Source organism: Streptomyces sp. NPDC001700, assembly GCF_053596435.1.
This window is the reverse complement of the sequence record NZ_JBSFGE010000030.1, coordinates 45,439-60,445: the sequence shown is the minus strand read 5'-3', so window position 1 is coordinate 60,445 and position 15,007 is coordinate 45,439. Positions and strand designations below refer to the sequence as shown.

Sequence of the window (15,007 nt, the reverse complement as noted above, 5' to 3'; positions counted from 1 at the left end):
CGCGTGGCCAAGGTGACGCGTGATGATGTGGCAAGGCTGGCGGGAACCTCGACCGCGGTCGTCAGTTACGTCATCAATAACGGACCCAGGCCGGTCGCCCCGGCCACGCGCGAGCGGGTACTCGCCGCCATCAAGGAGCTGGGCTACCGCCCCGACCGGGTGGCCCAGGCGATGGCGAGCCGCCGTACCGACCTCATAGGGCTGATCGTTCCGGACGCCCGCCAGCCGTTCTTCGCCGAGATGGCGCACGCCGTCGAACAGGCCGCCGCCGAGCGCGGCAAGATGGTGCTGGTCGGCAACTCCGACTACCTGGACGAGCGCGAGGTGCACTATCTCCGCGCCTTCCTGGGGATGCGGGTGTCCGGGCTGATCCTCATCAGCCAGGGCCCCAGCGAGAACGCCGCCGCCGAGATCGAGGCCTGGGACGCCCGGGTGGTGCTGCTGCACGAGCGGCCCGAGGCGATCGACGACGTGGCCGTGGTGCTGGACGACATCGGCGGCGCCCAGCTCGCGGTGCGCCATCTGCTGGAGCACGGCCACCCCTATGTGGCCTGCCTCGGCGGCACCGAGATAACCCCGACCGTCGGCGACCCGGTGACCGACCACGTCGAGGGGTGGCGCCGGGCGATGGGGGAGGCCGGGCGGTCCACGGAGGGGCGGCTGTTCCAGGCCCCGTACAACCGGTACGACGCCTACCAGGTCGCCCTCGGCCTGCTGGCCGGTCCCGACCGGCCCCCGGCCATCTTCTGCGCCACCGACGACCAGGCCTTCGGGGTGCTGCGGGCGGCGCGCGAGCTGCGCATCGACGTCCCCGGGGAGCTGGCGGTCGCGGGCTTCGACGACGTGAAGGAAGCCGGGCTCACCGACCCGCCGCTGACCACGGTCGGCTCCGACCGCCCCGCGATGGCCCGCGCCGCGGTCGACCTGGTGCTGGACGACGGGCCGCGGATCGCGGTCTCGCGGCGGGAGCGGATGCGGCAGTTCCCGTCCGCGCTGGTGGTACGGCGCTCCTGCGGCTGCTCCTAGGGTCTAGGGTTCTTATGTCGGGCATACTGACTTCTGCCCTGGTTCTCAGCAGGCCCTCAGCTGGCTCTCATACTTGCGCCGCACAGTCATAGACATGACCGACAGCCAGCGCCGTAGCGGCGACTACGAGTCCTATCCCTACGCGTACGGCGGCGCGGCGGCCTACCCGCCGCCGCCCACCCATGAGCCGCAGACGCCGGTGACCACGCCCTCCGGGGTCACCGTGTGGCCGGGCGGCTCCAGCGGCAACGGCGGCACCGGTGGCGCCGACACGACGGAGATACCGCCCTCCGGCTGCGGCGGCCGCCGCAAGCGGCGCGTCTCCCGCACGGCCGGGCTGCTCGTCGCCGTGGCGGTGGTCTCGGCGCTGGTGGGCGGCGGTACGGCGGCCCTGGTCGGGCAGGCCACGGACCAGGGAGGCAGCTCCGTGGCGGCCCCGGTCGTCAACGCCAACTCCAGCAGCAGCGGCAGCGGCGTCTCCGCCGTGGCGGCGGCCGTGAGCCCCAGCATCGTGGAGATCAGCGCGACGTCCGCCTCGGGCGAGTCCACCGGCTCCGGCGTGATCATCACCAGCGGCGGCGAGATCATCACCAACAACCACGTCATCTCCGGCGCCGACTCGATCAAGGTGACGTTCAGCGACGGCGGCACGAAGAGCGCGTCCGTGGTCGGCACCGACAGCGGCAAGGACCTGGCCCTGATCAAGGTGAGCGGCGCGAGCGGCCTCAAGGCCGCGTCCCTGGGCGGCTCCAGTCAGGTCAAGGTCGGCGACCAGGTCGTGGCCATCGGCTCGCCCGAGGGGCTGACCGGCACCGTGACCAGCGGCATCGTCTCCGCGCTCGACCGCGACGTCACCGTCTCCACGGACGAGGACCAGGGCCAGGACCAGGACCGGGGCCAGGGCCAGCAGGGCGGCGGCGGACAGTGGCCGTTCGAGTTCGGCGGCGGCAGCTACAACGGTGACGTCGGCCAGTCGACGACCACGTACAAGGCCATCCAGACCGACGCCTCCCTCAACCCCGGCAACTCCGGCGGCGCGCTCATCAACATGCGGGGCCAGATCATCGGGATCAACTCCGCGATGTACGCCCCGGCCTCGGGCCAGAGCAGCAGCGCGGGCAGCATCGGCCTCGGCTTCTCGATCCCCGTCGACACCGTCAAGTCCGACCTCGCCGCCCTGCGCGACGGCGGCAGCGGCGGCGACGGCGGCACCGGCGGCAACAGCAACAGCTGAGCCACAGCTGAGCCGACCCGAGGCGGTGACGGGCGTGCGAGGCTGACAGCACAGCGCCCGCCCGCCCATACCCCCGCCCACCGCTAAGGACCGATCCATGAGCCCCGCCGACCACCATGGCGATCAGCCCGCCCGCATCCTGATCGTCGACGATGAACCGGCCGTCCGCGAGGCGCTGCAGCGCAGCCTCGCCTTCGAGGGCTACGCGACCGAGACCGCCGTCGACGGAGTGGACGCCCTGGAGAAGGCCGTCACCTACGACCCCGAGCTGATCGTGCTCGACGTGCTGATGCCCCGCATGGACGGGCTCACCGCCGCCCGGCGGCTGCGCGCCACCGGGGTGACCGTGCCCGTCCTGATGCTCACCGCGCGCGACACGGTCGGCGACCGGGTCACCGGCCTGGACGCGGGCGCGGACGACTACCTCGTCAAGCCGTTCGAGCTGGACGAGCTGCTGGCCCGGATCCGCGCCCTGCTGCGCCGCAGCTCGTACGCGGCCGCGGCGGGCGCGCCGGTCGCCGACGACGACACGATGTCCTTCGGCGATCTGCGGATGGACCTGGTGACCCGCGAGGTCACCCGGGGCGGGCGGCGCGTCGAGCTGACCCGGACCGAGTTCACCCTGCTGGAGATGTTCCTCGCGCATCCGCGCCAGGTCCTCACCCGCGAGCAGATCCTGAAGGCCGTGTGGGGCTTCGACTTCGAGCCGTCGTCCAACTCGCTGGACGTGTACGTGATGTATCTGCGCCGCAAGACCGAGGCGGCCGGCGAGCCGCGCCTCGTCCACACGGTGCGCGGCGTGGGGTACGTCCTGCGGCCCGCCGAGGGCGAGCCGTCGTGAGGTTCCGCGGACTCCCGCTGCGCTCGCGGCTGGCCCTGCTGACCGCGGTGGCGGTGGCGGTGGCGGTCGCGGCGTCGGCGTTCGCGTGCTGGCTGATCGTGCGCGAACAGCTCAGCGCACAGCTCGACTCGTCGCTGCGCAACGTCAAGGTCGACGAGCGCAACGTGGTGAGCATCCTGGACGCGTGCCAGAACCCCGACGGCGACGACGGCCACACCCCGCGCGCCCTCGGCTCGTACTCCGTGCAGATCGTGCTGCCCGACGGCAGCCGCTGCCCCCAGCCCGGGGCGACGAAGCTGCCGGTGAGCGCCGACGACGTGGCGGTCGCCACCGGTACGCGGCCGACCGCGCTGCACGACGCGACCGCCGAGGACGGCCGCGACATGCGGGTCTTCACCTACCGGCCGTCCGGCGGCCCGGACAGCCCGCTGCCGCGCGGTATCGCCGTCTCGATGGCCCGGCCGCTCAGCGAGGTCCAGGATCCGCTGAACACCCTCGCGCTCGTCCTCGCCCTCGTCGCGGGCATCGGCGTCGTCGGCGCCGGGGCGGCCGGGCTGTGGATCGCCCGGACCGGGCTGAAGCCGGTGGACCGGCTGACCCACGCCGTCGAGCACGTCGCCCGCACCGAGGATCTGGCCGTCCGCATCCCCGCCGAGGGCGACGACGAGATCGCCCGGCTGTCCCGCTCGTTCAACGCCATGACCGCCGCCCTCGCCTCGTCCCGCGACCGCCAGCAGCAGCTGATCGCCGACGCCGGGCACGAGCTGCGCACCCCGCTCACCTCGCTCCGCACCAACATCGAACTGCTCGCCCGCAGTGACGAGACCGGCCGCGCGCTGCCGCCGGACGACCGCAAGGCGCTCATGAGCAGCGTCAAGGCGCAGATGACCGAGCTGGCGGCCCTCATAGGAGACCTCCAGGAGCTGTCCCGGCCGGACGCGCTGCCCGGCAGCGGGCCGCTCCAGGTGGTCGCCCTCCACGAGATCGCGGAGAGCGCCCTGCGGCGGGCCCGGCTGCGCGGCACCGGGATCACCCTCGACGCCTCGATCACGCCCTGGTACGTACGCGGCGAGGCGGCGGCGCTGGAGCGGGCGCTGGTCAACCTGCTCGACAACGCCGTGAAGTTCAGCCCTTCGGGTGGTGTTATCGATGTCGCGCTCAGAAGAGGGGAGTTGACGGTGCGGGACCATGGCCCCGGCATTCCCGCCGATGAACTCCCGCACGTCTTCGAGCGGTTCTGGCGTTCCCCGTCCGCCCGCAGCCTGCCCGGCTCCGGGCTCGGGCTGTCCATCGTGGCCCGTACCGTCCAGAGTTGCGGCGGCCAGGTGGGGCTGCGGCCCGCGCCCGGCGGCGGCACCGTCGCCTGGCTCCGCCTCCCCGGCGCCCCCACCGCCCCGCCCGAACTCGACGCCTGACCTTCTCAGCCCCCGTACACGCCGGACTCAGCGAACCCACAGCCACGGGCACCAGGTTGAGGCCCATGCACGAGACTTCCCGGATCCTGGTCGTGGACGACGAGCCTTCGGTGCGCGAAGCCATCGGCAGAGCCCTGCGGTCCGAGGGCTACGAGGTCGACACGGCGGGGGACGGCCTCGCGGCGCTGCGCCGCATCGACGAGGAGCCGCCCGACCTGGTGCTGCTCGACGTGACGATGCCGGGCCTGGACGGGCTGGCGGTGGCCCGCCGCGTACGGGCCTCCGGCCGCACCGTACCGATCATGATGGTCACCGGGCGGGACTCGGTGGGGGACCGCATCGTCGGCCTCGACAACGGCGCCGACGACTACCTGACCAAGCCCTTCGCATGCGACGAACTGCTCGCCCGCGTCCGCGCCCTGCTGCGCCGAGGCCGGGCGCTCGTGCCGTTACGTCCCGCCCCTACGCCACCCCCGGCGCCGGACGCCCGGCTCGCCTTCGCCGACATGACCCTGGACACCCTCACCCGCCAGGTCACCCGCTCCGGTCGCCAACTCGACCTCACCAAGACTGAGTTCGCCCTGCTGAAGCTCTTCCTGTCCCGCCCCCGCCAGGTCCTCAGCCGCGCCGCGATCCTCCGCGACATCTGGGGCTTTGACTTCGAGCCGTCGTCCAACACGCTGGACGTGTACGTGATGTACCTGCGCCGCAAGACGGAGGCGGGCGGTGAGCCGCGCGTGGTCCACACGGTGCGGGGCGTCGGCTACGTGCTCCGCGCGGACTAGGGTCAGGCGGTCGGCGTCCGGCGCAAGACCAGGCAGAGGAAGCCGAAGCTGTCCCGGTAGGAACGCAGCCATTCGGAGCGGCGGGTCGCGGCGGTCGCGAGAGCCTGGGAACTGTCTGGATCATCAGGATGGTCCAGGGCCCATTCAGCCAGCGTCCCCCAGCACGCCCACTCGTAATCGTCCAGCTCCTGGCGGGTGCTGACGTGGCCATGGACGGGCGTCCACCCGTCAGCGGCCACGCGTTCCAAGGTGGTCGCCAGGTCGGCGAAGTCGCCGAGCATCTCGACCGCTTCCGGAGAAGGCTCCCCCTCCCAGATTCCGTCACCGACCAGGACGCTTCCGCCCGGAGCCAGATGCTTACGCGCCGCCGCGAGCGTAGGCAGCAGACCGCCGAAGGCGTGGGCGGCCCCGACGCTCAGCACCAAGTCGAACGGGTGCGCGGAGACGAAATCGGCGGCTGCCTGGTGGTGGAGGACCAGACGTTCCTGGACGCCGAGGCTGCTCGCGGCTTCACGGGCCTGTGCCAGTGCGTCGGTGGAGATGTCGACGCCCTCGGCATGTAAGCGAGGGCTGGTGGACAGCGCGCGAAGGAGCCACTCTCCTCCTCCGCACCCGAGATCGAGCACACGCGCGTCGGGTCGGGAGATCCCGCGCTCGAGCAGACCGCGCACCGAATCGTCGTGGAGGGGAGCCTTAATCGGATGATGGGCATGAGCGATCCTGGACATTTGTTCACGGTTCATCGGCGCATCCTGACACCGCCGGTGTCTGCGCGCACCTCCATTTTTCAGGAGCCGTCCGAGTCTTCAGGTGATCACCAAACGCACGCTGGGCTTGTCGACGGTCACCGTCCCGATCCCGGGCTCGGCGTCACTGCGGCGATAGGCGCGCACGACGGGCTCACCCGCGCCCCTGGCCTCACGATCGAAACGGCCGACAGCATCGGCCAGGCGGGCGGCCAGCTGCTCGCCGTCCGGGCCGTGGGCGATCACGCCCAGCTCGTAGCGCTCCTGCGCGGCCTGCGGGGCTCGGCGCAAGGTGAGATAAGCCAACGAGTCGTCGTCCCACGTGGCGGGTGCACCACTGCCCAGCACCCAGCCGACCAAGCCGCGCTCGGCCGCAGCCGGTGTGGCGCGCAACCTGCCGTACGGGGCGACCGCGCCCGCGAGCCACACGTCCAACCGAGGCAGCAGTCCTTCCGAACCGCTCAGCTGCACACCAGTCCACCGCTCATGGCGGGGACTGGCGAACGCCTCGGCCAGCGCATCGGTGTCGACCGGCTGGTCCTCGTCGACGATCAGCCGCACCTCCGGCCCGGCCAGGCGAACGACACGGGGTGCGTGCGCGCTGCCGCCCTGCATCGCGACGAAGCCGGAGACGATCAGCGTGTCGCTGCGCAGATGATCCTCCTCGCGGGCGAAGGCGATGGTGCGGGAAAGGCCCCGGAATCGCAGCGGCACCACCAGCCGTCCCGCCGGAGCGAGTTGGTCCAGCCACGCCGGTGAGATATCGGCCGCGCCGACGGTGACGATAATGCGGTCAAACCCTTGAGCGGGAGCGTCCTGGAGCGGTTGAGCGCCGTCCGCCTCCCGGACCCGCACCTGCCTGTAACCGGTCTCGGCAAGCAGCCTTCGGGCCCGTTCGGTGATGTCGGGATCGATGTCGACGGTGGTCACCGCCCCCTGATCACCGACCAGCTCACCCAGCAGCGCTGCGTTGCACCCTCCGGAACCGATCTCCAGCACGCTCATGCCGGGAGCCACGTGGGCCGCCTCCAGCATCCGGGCATGCAACCACGGAGCCGACACCGAACTGACCGGCTTCCCCCGCTCGTTGTGCTTGGTGAAGACCGCCTCCGGCGCCCCGTAGACCTCGTCGGCCGACACCTCGGGGACGAAGCGGTGCCGCTGCACCGTGCGGAAAGCGGCCTCCACCGCAGAAGAGGTGAGGAATCCACGCTCCCGCAGGTCCTTCACCATCCGCTCACGCAGAACGTCAGGGGTCTCGGTCACGCAGAGTTTCCTTTCCGATCGCCCCTGCTCGCCACCGAGCCGTGGGCTCAGCTATGCGAAGGCCAGTCCGCGGAACTCGTTGCGGATATCGGTCAGCGGCTGCCGGTCGCGGGTGTAGTACAGCTTGTTGGTCAGCAGAACCGCCCACCGGTTCTTGGAGGGGGAGATCCACATGCCGGTGCCGGTGAACCCGTAATGGACCCACACGTCCTCCTCGTGATGGGTATCGGGGGCCGGGTGCCAGAACAGGCCGCGCTCGGGTTGGAGACCGCCGGTGTGGATGGCCAGCGAATAGTCCGTCCATTTCGTGCCGAACCCTGCCCCGGTTGAGGCAGTTGAGGCGTCGAGCATGTAGCGGAGGAAGGCCGCGAGGTCGGCGATGGTGGTGAAAACACCCGCGATACCGCACACTCCGCCCAGCAGACGGGCGGAGAAGTCGTGGGCTGTGCCTTTGAGATGGGCGTTGGTGTCCTGGTCGAGCTCGGTCGGGGCACAGGTGGCGGCGATCGCGGGAGGCAGGGGGCCGAAGCGGGTGGCGTTCATACCCAGTGGCCGCCAGGTCCGTTCCGTGGCGAGCTGGTCCAGGCTCTTCCCGGAGAGGTGTTCGGCGAGGTAGCCCAGGATGAGGGCGGCTCGGTCGGTGTATTCGACGGCTTCGCCGGGTGGCCGGTGAAGGGCCTCGTGCAGTACACCGGCCCGGATGGTGTGCGGGTCGGTGCCGTAGAGGTGCTTCAGCTGGGACCGCAGCGGCACACCGGCGGTGTGGGTCAGCAGCTGCCGGGCAGTCACCGCGCTGAGCGGGTGGTCGGCGACTTCGTCCCAGATGGTGCCGAGCGGGGCGTCGAGGTCGAGGATGCCGTCTTCCCACAGGGCGCCGATGGACGACCACACGGCGAGGATCTTGGTGAGGCTGGCGGCGTCGAAGGTGGTGTCGAGGCTCATCTTCACCTCCGGCTCGTCGGGGTCCAAGGCGCCTGTCGTCCCGGAGGCGTGAACGCGGGCGGCGTCACCGACAGCCCATGCGGCGCCGGGGTAGACCTTGTCCCGGACGCCTTCGTCCAGCAGGGTTTCGATGCGGCCGGTGCGGTACGTCATGGTCTCGTCCTGTTCGCCGTCGGTGTCCCGCTGGGCAGCCTAATGATGCTGACGGGTCATCACACGCAGTGGCGCGGCGTCCCCGGTGGCCGTTGCCGCCAGGAACGCCGCTAGATGAACGAGAAGGGTTCGCTCAGGGCAGCTGGCAGCCGAGGTCGGCCAGGGACTGGGCGGTCGCTGACAGGGGGTAGCGGGCGGCGTTCGCGCGACCCGCCTGCCGCAGGGCCAGCAGCAGTCCGGGGTCGGTTCGCAGCCGCTCGATGTCGCGGGCGAGCCCGGCGGTGTGGGTGAAGTCGGTCGCCATCGCGGAGGCGGCCAGGGCTTCACTGAGACCTGGAACCGGCTGGTAGAGCACGGGCAGGCCGCAGGCTTGGGCTTCGAGGGCCACCAGGCCCATGGCTTCCAGGGTGGTCGACGGCATCACCAGCACGTCATGCTCGGCGAACGCCCGCCACAGCTGCGGGCGGCGCAGCCAGCCGAGGTAGCGGACCCGCACCCCGGCCCGTCGCAGCAGTGGGGCGAACGCTTCGAACTGGGTCCTGGGGGCGGCGATGCTTAGCTCGGTAGGCGGAATCGAAGCCATGTTCTCGATCAGACGTTCGGCGCCCTTTTCGGCTGTCAGCCGTCCCGCATACAGCAGTCGCAGGTGGTTCTTCGACTTGCGGGGCGGTCGGGGCGGCGGGGCGGAGAGTAGATGGTCAGGGATGCCCCACGGGATGTGAACGATCTTGCGGCGGTCGGTTTGTGGGGCGAGCGTGAGCAGTCGGTCGGCCATGGCATGCGTCGGCACCACGATGGCGTCGGCCGCGCGAGTGCTCTCGTGCAGGATCTGCAACTGGTCGCGGTGGGCCTCGGCGAAGAGCAGGTCCGTGCCGTGGACCAGGGCGATCCTCGGGTGGTCGGGCAGGGCCCTCAGCAGGGCCGGGGTGGCGCCGAAGGCGAGATGCTGCAGATGCAGGACATCGATCCGGGCTGGGTCGAGTACCGAGGTGAGGGCTTGGCGGAGGTCGGCGACGTACGGGGCGAAGGCTGGTTCTTCCAGGCACTTGCCCGCGACGGGCAAAACCTCCAGCCCGGCCGGAAGGCGCCGTCCTATACCGGTGGGGGCGAGCATGAACGCGTGGGCTGGGATGAGCGGGCGGTCGCCCGTGTAGAGGTCGAGGAAGAGTTCGACGCTGCCGCCGGGGCTGTCGGCAGGAAGGTCCAGGAAGGTCGCGGTCAGTGGCCCGGGCGGCGGAGTGGCGTGGGGGCTCATCGGGCGCCTCCTGCGATCTCCTCGTACAGGCGGGAGATGTCGATGCCGTCCGTGGCCGCGTACTTCGCGGCCTGCTGCTGGTAGCTATGGACGGCGCCGAAGGCGGTGAGGAAAACCAGCTTGCCGAACGTCATGCCCGGATAGATCCGTACCGGCTTGGCTGCGCGGATCTCCAGCGTCCAGCGGATCGCGTGTCCCTGGTGGCCCAGCGGGGCGGAGACGTGCACCCAGATCCCCAGGCAGCCGGTGGTGTGGTCGCCATTGAGTAGTTGCGCGTACCGCTCCGACCCGGTCTTCTCCAGGGTGACGCCGAGGTAGAGCAGGCCGGGCACGAGGCTCAGGCCGTCGTCGGGAATCGTCTGTTCGGTGAACGCGGTGGGGGCGGCGGCGTCCAGGCTGTCGTGACAGACGCGGATCGTGTCGCCCAGCCGCCAGTCGTAGGCGTTCGGCGAGAGGCGGGCCGGGTCGTAGGGCTCGATGGTGATCTCGCCGGTGGCAACGGCGGCGGCGATGGCCGGACCCGTGAGGATCACGAGGTCACCGCTGCCTGGATCCGGGCGGCGTCGCGCCAGTAGCGGGAGGGCTGTGGCCCTTGGGCAGCCTGGTACTTGCCACGGTAGAGGTCGACGCCGCCGCAGGCGAGGAAGAACATGATCTGTCCGATCTTCATCCCCGCGTACACCCGCAGCGGGCGGATCGGGGAGAGCATGAGCGTCCACTGGCCCAGGAAGCCGATGTCGCCGATCGGGGCTGTGATCTCGACGAAGAGGCCGAGTCGGCCGACCGAGGAGCGGCCGAACAGCAGCGGCACGAAGGTGTCGGAGCCGACCACTTCGGGGGTGTGGCCGAGGTAGAGCTCGCCGGGCTGCAGTACGTATCCGTCCTCACCGATCTCGACCGAGCGGGTGGGGTTGGGCTGGTGGGCGTCGATGACACCGGCGGTGTAGGTCAGCAGGCTCGGGCCGAGCCGGACGTTGTAGCTGTTGGGGTTGACCTGGTCGGGCTCGAACGGGCTGATGGTTAGTCGGCCGTCGCGGACGGCGGTGGTGATCTCGGGGCCGGTGAGAATCATCGGCGTTCCCTCTCAGGCTGCGCGGTGGTGAGGGTGTGGCGGACGGACTCGGCGAGCGTGAGTCCCGTCTGGCGGCTGCGTCCGCCGAGGTAGGTGTCGGCGAGGTAGCCGGTGGTCAGCACGCTGACCAGAGGCGTGGCCGGCGGATCGGGGACGAAGGCCACCGGGCCGGTCTGCTCGGTCAGATCGGCGATCAGGCGGGTCGGATCGTGGCCGTACGGTGCCGGGAGGGAGGCGTGCACGAGCTGGTTGTCGAACGGCTCGATGGCCAGCAGGTCGGCCAGGGTGAGCACGTCACCGAGGACGGTGGTACGCAGAGCCGTCTCGTTCAGGACGACCGCGACCCCGAGCCCGGTGTGGAACCTGGTGGCGAGATCTGCCAGCAGACGATTCCGGTCCAGCTCGCCGTGGCGGTAGGGCCCGTTGACGGTGCCGAGCGGTTCGGCGAGTCGTCGGGACAGAGGAGAGATCTGCCCGGCCAGGCCGACGAGGGCTGCTGGGAGGGGGCCGGTGGAGGGGAAGGAGGCGGTGCGGGCGACCCAGCCGGAGGCAGCCGGTTCGGCGACGGCGTACCCGGCGCCGAGCTCGCCGCCCTTGACCACGAGCGTGTCGCCGACGGGGACGGGTCCGTAGGTGTCGCTGTGGCAGTGCCCGGCGAAGATGACATCAAGGAACGGACAGGTCAGGGCGAGTTCCAGATCTTCGGCGAAACCGGAGTGGGACAGCACCACCCAGGAATCCACGTGATGGTGGTGTTCCAGCATCAGCCCGCGCAGGGCGGCGGCTGGGTCGATGACGTGGTGCCCGGCTCGCTGGTGGGCGGGGATGCTGCTGAACGCTTGCAATCCCATGACCGCGGTGACGGCGATACGGCGGCCCCGGACGTCTACGATGCGCAGCCGGTCGAACAGCGGTGTGCCGCTGCGGGCGTCTACGGCGTTCGCGCACACCGTCATCTCGTGCAGACCGGACTCGAAGTAGTGCGGCCAGCCGTGGTTGCCCGGAGCGAGGACGTCGTAGAGCGTGGTGAGGATCTCCCGCTCGGCGTGGCCGCCGCCGAGCCGGTAGTAACCGGTGCCTTCGAAGAAGTCCCCGCAGTCGGTCATCAAGGATGTGTCCCGGAGCTGATGCAGATGGGACAGCAGGCCATCGGCGCGGTCCAGAGTGGAGTGCACGTCGGTGGTGGCCACGACCTGGTGGAAGGCCCGTGTGCTCATCGCGGACCCTCGGTGATGTCGGCTCCGAGCGCGCGGAGCTTGGCCGGCAGGTCGGCGTGTCCGCGGCGCAGCTGGTCCAGGCCGGTCACGGTGGTGGCGCCGCGGGCGTTCAGGGCGGCGATCAGCAAAGCGGAGCCGGTGCGGATATCGGTCGCCCGCACGGTTACGCCGCCGGTCAGCTGCTGCGGTCCCGTCAGGCGGCACTGGGTGGGGGTGACCTCCTCGACACGGGCGCCGAGCGAGGCGAGTTGGGGAAGGAGGTTGCCGTGGCGGCCTGGGTTTATGGCGTCGGCGAAGTGATGGGTGCCGGGCAGGGTCAGCGCCAGCGCCATCAGGGGCGGTTCGAAGTCGGCGTCTAGACCGTCAGGGTTCAGGGAGGCTAAGGCCCGAAGCGGCCGTCCGGTGGGCTGGACGACGCGGTGCACGATGAGGGCGCCCGGGGCGAGGGTGACAGGGATGCCGACCTTGGACAGCAGCTCGGTCAGCGCTTTGACGTCCGGGCTGTGGATGCCTTCGATCCGGCCCTCACCGCCGCTGGCCGCGATCGCGCAGGCCAGGGTGCCTGCCTCGATCTTGTCACCTGGCACGGCGAGGGGCAGGGGGACTGCGCTATCAGGGACGTGGAACGGTGGAACCAGGGTGATCTTCTCCCTGCTCGCGTGGGTCTGCCAGCCCGCCGTACGAAGGGCGGCCAGCACCTCGGTGGTCTCCGGGGACAGGTTCGGGTTGCCCAGCTCCAGACGGCTGCCCGCGGCGATGGCCCGGAGAATCGCGGCGATGCTCGCGCCACGCGAGCGAAACGGCAGGGTCAGAGCGACCTTGTCGCGGCGGGACCCGGCCCGGACGCGGTAGCCACCCTCGGTGAGGGTGACGGTGTCACCGAACAGCCGGTACACCCTGAAGTGCAGGTCCATCCCGCGCTGGCCGATCCGGCAGCCGCCCGGCCAGGGGAGATCGGCCTGCCCGTACGCGGCCAGCAGCGGTGACACCAGGTAGTAGGAGGCCCGGATGCGGGCGGCGTCCTCCAGATCGCCCGCCGCGGCGCCGCCGTCCTGTGGATGGATGACCACGGCCCCCGGTTCGGTGGCCAGATGGGCGACACGGTAGCCGCTGCGCTGCAGCAGGCCGAGCATGAGCTGGACGTCCGCGCTGGCGGGGACGCCGGACAGGTGCACGCTGCGGCGCAGCGAAGCGGCGGTGGCCAGCAACGGCAGGGTTGCGTTCTTCGAGCCGTCCACCCGCACCGTGCCAGCCAGTGGGCGGCACGGTCGGACGATGACGGCATCGATGTCCGACAGGTTGAGGGGGGCGAGCGTCATCAACAACCTCCAAGAACGTGCGCAATGAACCAGTGGCGTGGTCTCGACTCGGTGGCACGGCAACGTCTTGCCATGGGGCGGTGCGGAACAAGCAGGTGGATCCCGGTCCCAGGCGGTAGCCCGTACGCCGTAGGTGTCCGGCGGGAGCGCTCGGCGACCGGCAGCGCGGCTGACGGACACCAGGAAACCGTCGTGTCCGCAGAAGAGGGAGGCTCACAAAGGGGGCTGAAAACTCACAAGCAGGCCGATGCGTCCGCCGCTTGTTCTACGCTCGGTGAGGACACGGTGACGCCCCATCAGGACGTGAGGATGCTGTGACCCGATCACCCAACACCTCACTGGCCACCCTTGTTACCGCATCCGGTGCCAGCCGGAAGGCCATAGCGCACCGCGTCAACCAGCTGGCCGCCGCAGCCGGCCGACCGACCTCCTACACCCACACCAGCGTGGTGAACTGGCTCGACGGCATGATCCCGAGACAGCCCGTTCCCGCTCTGCTGGCGCAGGCGTTGGGGGAGCGGCTGGGCCGCGCGGTGGACATCGCCGAGATCGGCATGGCCACCCCCAGCCGAGATGACGCCGGTGGGCTGGAACTTCCGCGTGACCCTGCCGACGCCGCACAGCGGGCGGCCGACTTCTGGAGAAACATGCACCGCCGCTCCTTCATCGGACGGGCTTTCGCTGCCAGCGCCTACACCGGCCCCGTCACCCGCTGGCTGATCCAGCCGGCCGTCGCCGCCCCCGCCCGCAGCAGCGGCCGACGGGTCGGACAACGGGAGCTCACCGAGCTGTGGGAGCAGGCGGAGCAGGCCCGGCAGTGGGACGCCCGCTACGGCGGAGCGAACTGGCGCACCGGCCAGGTCGTGGACTGTCTCACCACCCGTGCCGCCCCTCTGCTTGCCGGGAGAGCCCATGAGCGGATCGCCAACGGCCTGTTCTCGGCCGCCGCCGAACTGTCCCGACTTGCGGGCTGGACGGCGTTCGACGCGGGTGAACACGCGATTGCCCAGGAGCATTTCGTCCAGGCCCTGAGCCTGGCGCGAGCTGGCGGCAACGCCGAGCTGGGCGCCTACGTTCTGGCCACCATGGCGCTCCAGACCATGCGTCGCGGCTACCCGAGCCAGGCCATCGACATGGCCCAAGGCGCCTACGAACGCGCCCGCGACGCCGCGCACCCGAGAGTGCTGGCCTTCGCCAAGCTGATCGAGGCCCGCGCTCATGCCCGGACCGGCGACGAGCGGGCGGCGGCTCGGGCACTGTCCAAGTGCGAGCGACTGCTGGATGCCGCATGCGAGGTAGGGTCCCCCACCTACATCGCCTACTTCGGCCCCGCCCGCATGGCCAGCGATGCGGTTGAAATCTACCGCGATCTGGGGAAGCCGCATGTCGCCGCCGGATGGGACGCCCAGTGCGCCATGCCCGCCGGACACACCCGGGCTGTCGGGCTGCGGTTGTCCGTCACCGCGACCGCGCACCTCCAGGCCCGAGACCTCGACCAGGGCCTGGCCGTGGGCCGCCGCGCACTGGACATCCTCGCCGGGGTCGCCTCCGCCCGAGCCCGCGAATACGTTGACGACATCCACACCGCCCTCACCCCCTGGGCCCGAGAGCCCCGTGTGCAGGCATGGCAGAACCGCGCCCGCCGCCAGCTGAACGGTGACATGGGAAGCTGAAGCGCCAGCTGAGACCGGTACGGGGCGTCGGCTACGTGTTGCGGAGCCTCGCGGGCGATTAGG

Annotated in this window: 14 protein-coding genes; 6 read left to right on the top strand and 8 right to left on the bottom strand. The window is 70.7% G+C overall.

Annotated elements, in window-relative coordinates:
* Nucleotides 1–3 precede the first annotated feature (3 nt).
* The 5 genes from ACWC5C_RS36330 (at nucleotide 4) to ACWC5C_RS36310 (ending at nucleotide 5,301) form a co-directional block, all read left to right on the top strand.
* Nucleotides 4–1,026, top strand: coding sequence for a LacI family DNA-binding transcriptional regulator (locus tag ACWC5C_RS36330; RefSeq protein ID WP_385446778.1), 1,023 nt, complete (start codon nucleotides 4–6; stop codon nucleotides 1,024–1,026).
* Nucleotides 1,027–1,120: 94 nt separating this feature from the next.
* Entirely contained in the window at nucleotides 1,121–2,260 is a 1,140-nt protein-coding gene (locus ACWC5C_RS36325; RefSeq protein ID WP_450882649.1) for a S1C family serine protease, read from the top strand.
* 97 nt (nucleotides 2,261–2,357) lie between these two features.
* Entirely contained in the window at nucleotides 2,358–3,101 is a 744-nt protein-coding gene (locus ACWC5C_RS36320; RefSeq protein ID WP_450882647.1) for a response regulator transcription factor, read from the top strand.
* The gene (locus tag ACWC5C_RS36315) at nucleotides 3,098–4,516 is read left to right on the top strand and encodes a sensor histidine kinase (protein WP_450882645.1); all 1,419 of its coding nucleotides are present in this window, start codon (nucleotides 3,098–3,100) and stop codon (nucleotides 4,514–4,516) included. Before ACWC5C_RS36320 ends, ACWC5C_RS36315 begins: the two co-directional genes overlap by 4 nt.
* Before the next feature lie 65 nt (nucleotides 4,517–4,581).
* Entirely contained in the window at nucleotides 4,582–5,301 is a 720-nt protein-coding gene (locus tag ACWC5C_RS36310; protein ID WP_450882643.1) for a response regulator transcription factor, read from the top strand.
* Between the two features lie 2 nt (nucleotides 5,302–5,303).
* Here ACWC5C_RS36310 and ACWC5C_RS36305 read toward each other — a convergent pair whose 3' ends face one another.
* The 8 genes from ACWC5C_RS36305 to ACWC5C_RS36270 all read right to left on the bottom strand — a co-directional run bounded on the left by ACWC5C_RS36305 (nucleotide 5,304) and on the right by ACWC5C_RS36270 (nucleotide 13,271).
* Nucleotides 5,304–6,044: an SAM-dependent methyltransferase gene (locus ACWC5C_RS36305; RefSeq protein ID WP_450882641.1), complete on the bottom strand. Its 741-nt coding sequence runs from the start codon at nucleotides 6,042–6,044 to the stop codon at nucleotides 5,304–5,306.
* 63 nt (nucleotides 6,045–6,107) lie between these two features.
* A complete protein-coding gene (gene fxlM / locus ACWC5C_RS36300; protein ID WP_450882639.1) occupies nucleotides 6,108–7,313 on the bottom strand; it encodes a methyltransferase, FxLD system in 1,206 nt (401 codons plus the stop codon).
* A 51-nt stretch (nucleotides 7,314–7,364) separates the two neighbouring features.
* Nucleotides 7,365–8,408 (bottom strand): serine hydrolase domain-containing protein, encoded by a 1,044-nt coding sequence (locus tag ACWC5C_RS36295; protein WP_450882637.1) that lies wholly within the window; start codon nucleotides 8,406–8,408, stop codon nucleotides 7,365–7,367.
* A gap of 133 nt (nucleotides 8,409–8,541) precedes the next feature.
* On the bottom strand, nucleotides 8,542–9,663 hold the full coding sequence (locus ACWC5C_RS36290; RefSeq protein WP_450882635.1) for a glycosyltransferase family 4 protein: 1,122 nt from the start codon (nucleotides 9,661–9,663) through the stop codon (nucleotides 8,542–8,544).
* Nucleotides 9,660–10,196, bottom strand: coding sequence for a dCTP deaminase (locus ACWC5C_RS36285; RefSeq protein ID WP_450882633.1), 537 nt, complete (start codon nucleotides 10,194–10,196; stop codon nucleotides 9,660–9,662). Before ACWC5C_RS36285 ends, ACWC5C_RS36290 begins: the two co-directional genes overlap by 4 nt.
* Entirely contained in the window at nucleotides 10,193–10,735 is a 543-nt protein-coding gene (gene dcd, locus ACWC5C_RS36280) for a dCTP deaminase (protein WP_450882631.1), read from the bottom strand. Before dcd ends, ACWC5C_RS36285 begins: the two co-directional genes overlap by 4 nt.
* A complete protein-coding gene (locus tag ACWC5C_RS36275; RefSeq protein ID WP_450882629.1) occupies nucleotides 10,732–11,952 on the bottom strand; it encodes a bifunctional metallophosphatase/5'-nucleotidase in 1,221 nt (406 codons plus the stop codon). Before ACWC5C_RS36275 ends, dcd begins: the two co-directional genes overlap by 4 nt.
* Nucleotides 11,949–13,271 carry a UDP-N-acetylglucosamine 1-carboxyvinyltransferase gene (locus tag ACWC5C_RS36270; protein WP_450882627.1) on the bottom strand — a complete coding sequence of 441 codons (1,323 nt, stop codon included), beginning with the start codon at nucleotides 13,269–13,271 and terminating at the stop codon, nucleotides 11,949–11,951. Before ACWC5C_RS36270 ends, ACWC5C_RS36275 begins: the two co-directional genes overlap by 4 nt.
* A gap of 314 nt (nucleotides 13,272–13,585) precedes the next feature.
* Between ACWC5C_RS36270 and ACWC5C_RS36265 the strand changes: the two genes are divergently transcribed.
* On the top strand, nucleotides 13,586–14,944 hold the full coding sequence (locus ACWC5C_RS36265; protein WP_450882625.1) for a sporulation protein: 1,359 nt from the start codon (nucleotides 13,586–13,588) through the stop codon (nucleotides 14,942–14,944).
* Nucleotides 14,945–15,007: the final 63 nt, after the last annotated feature.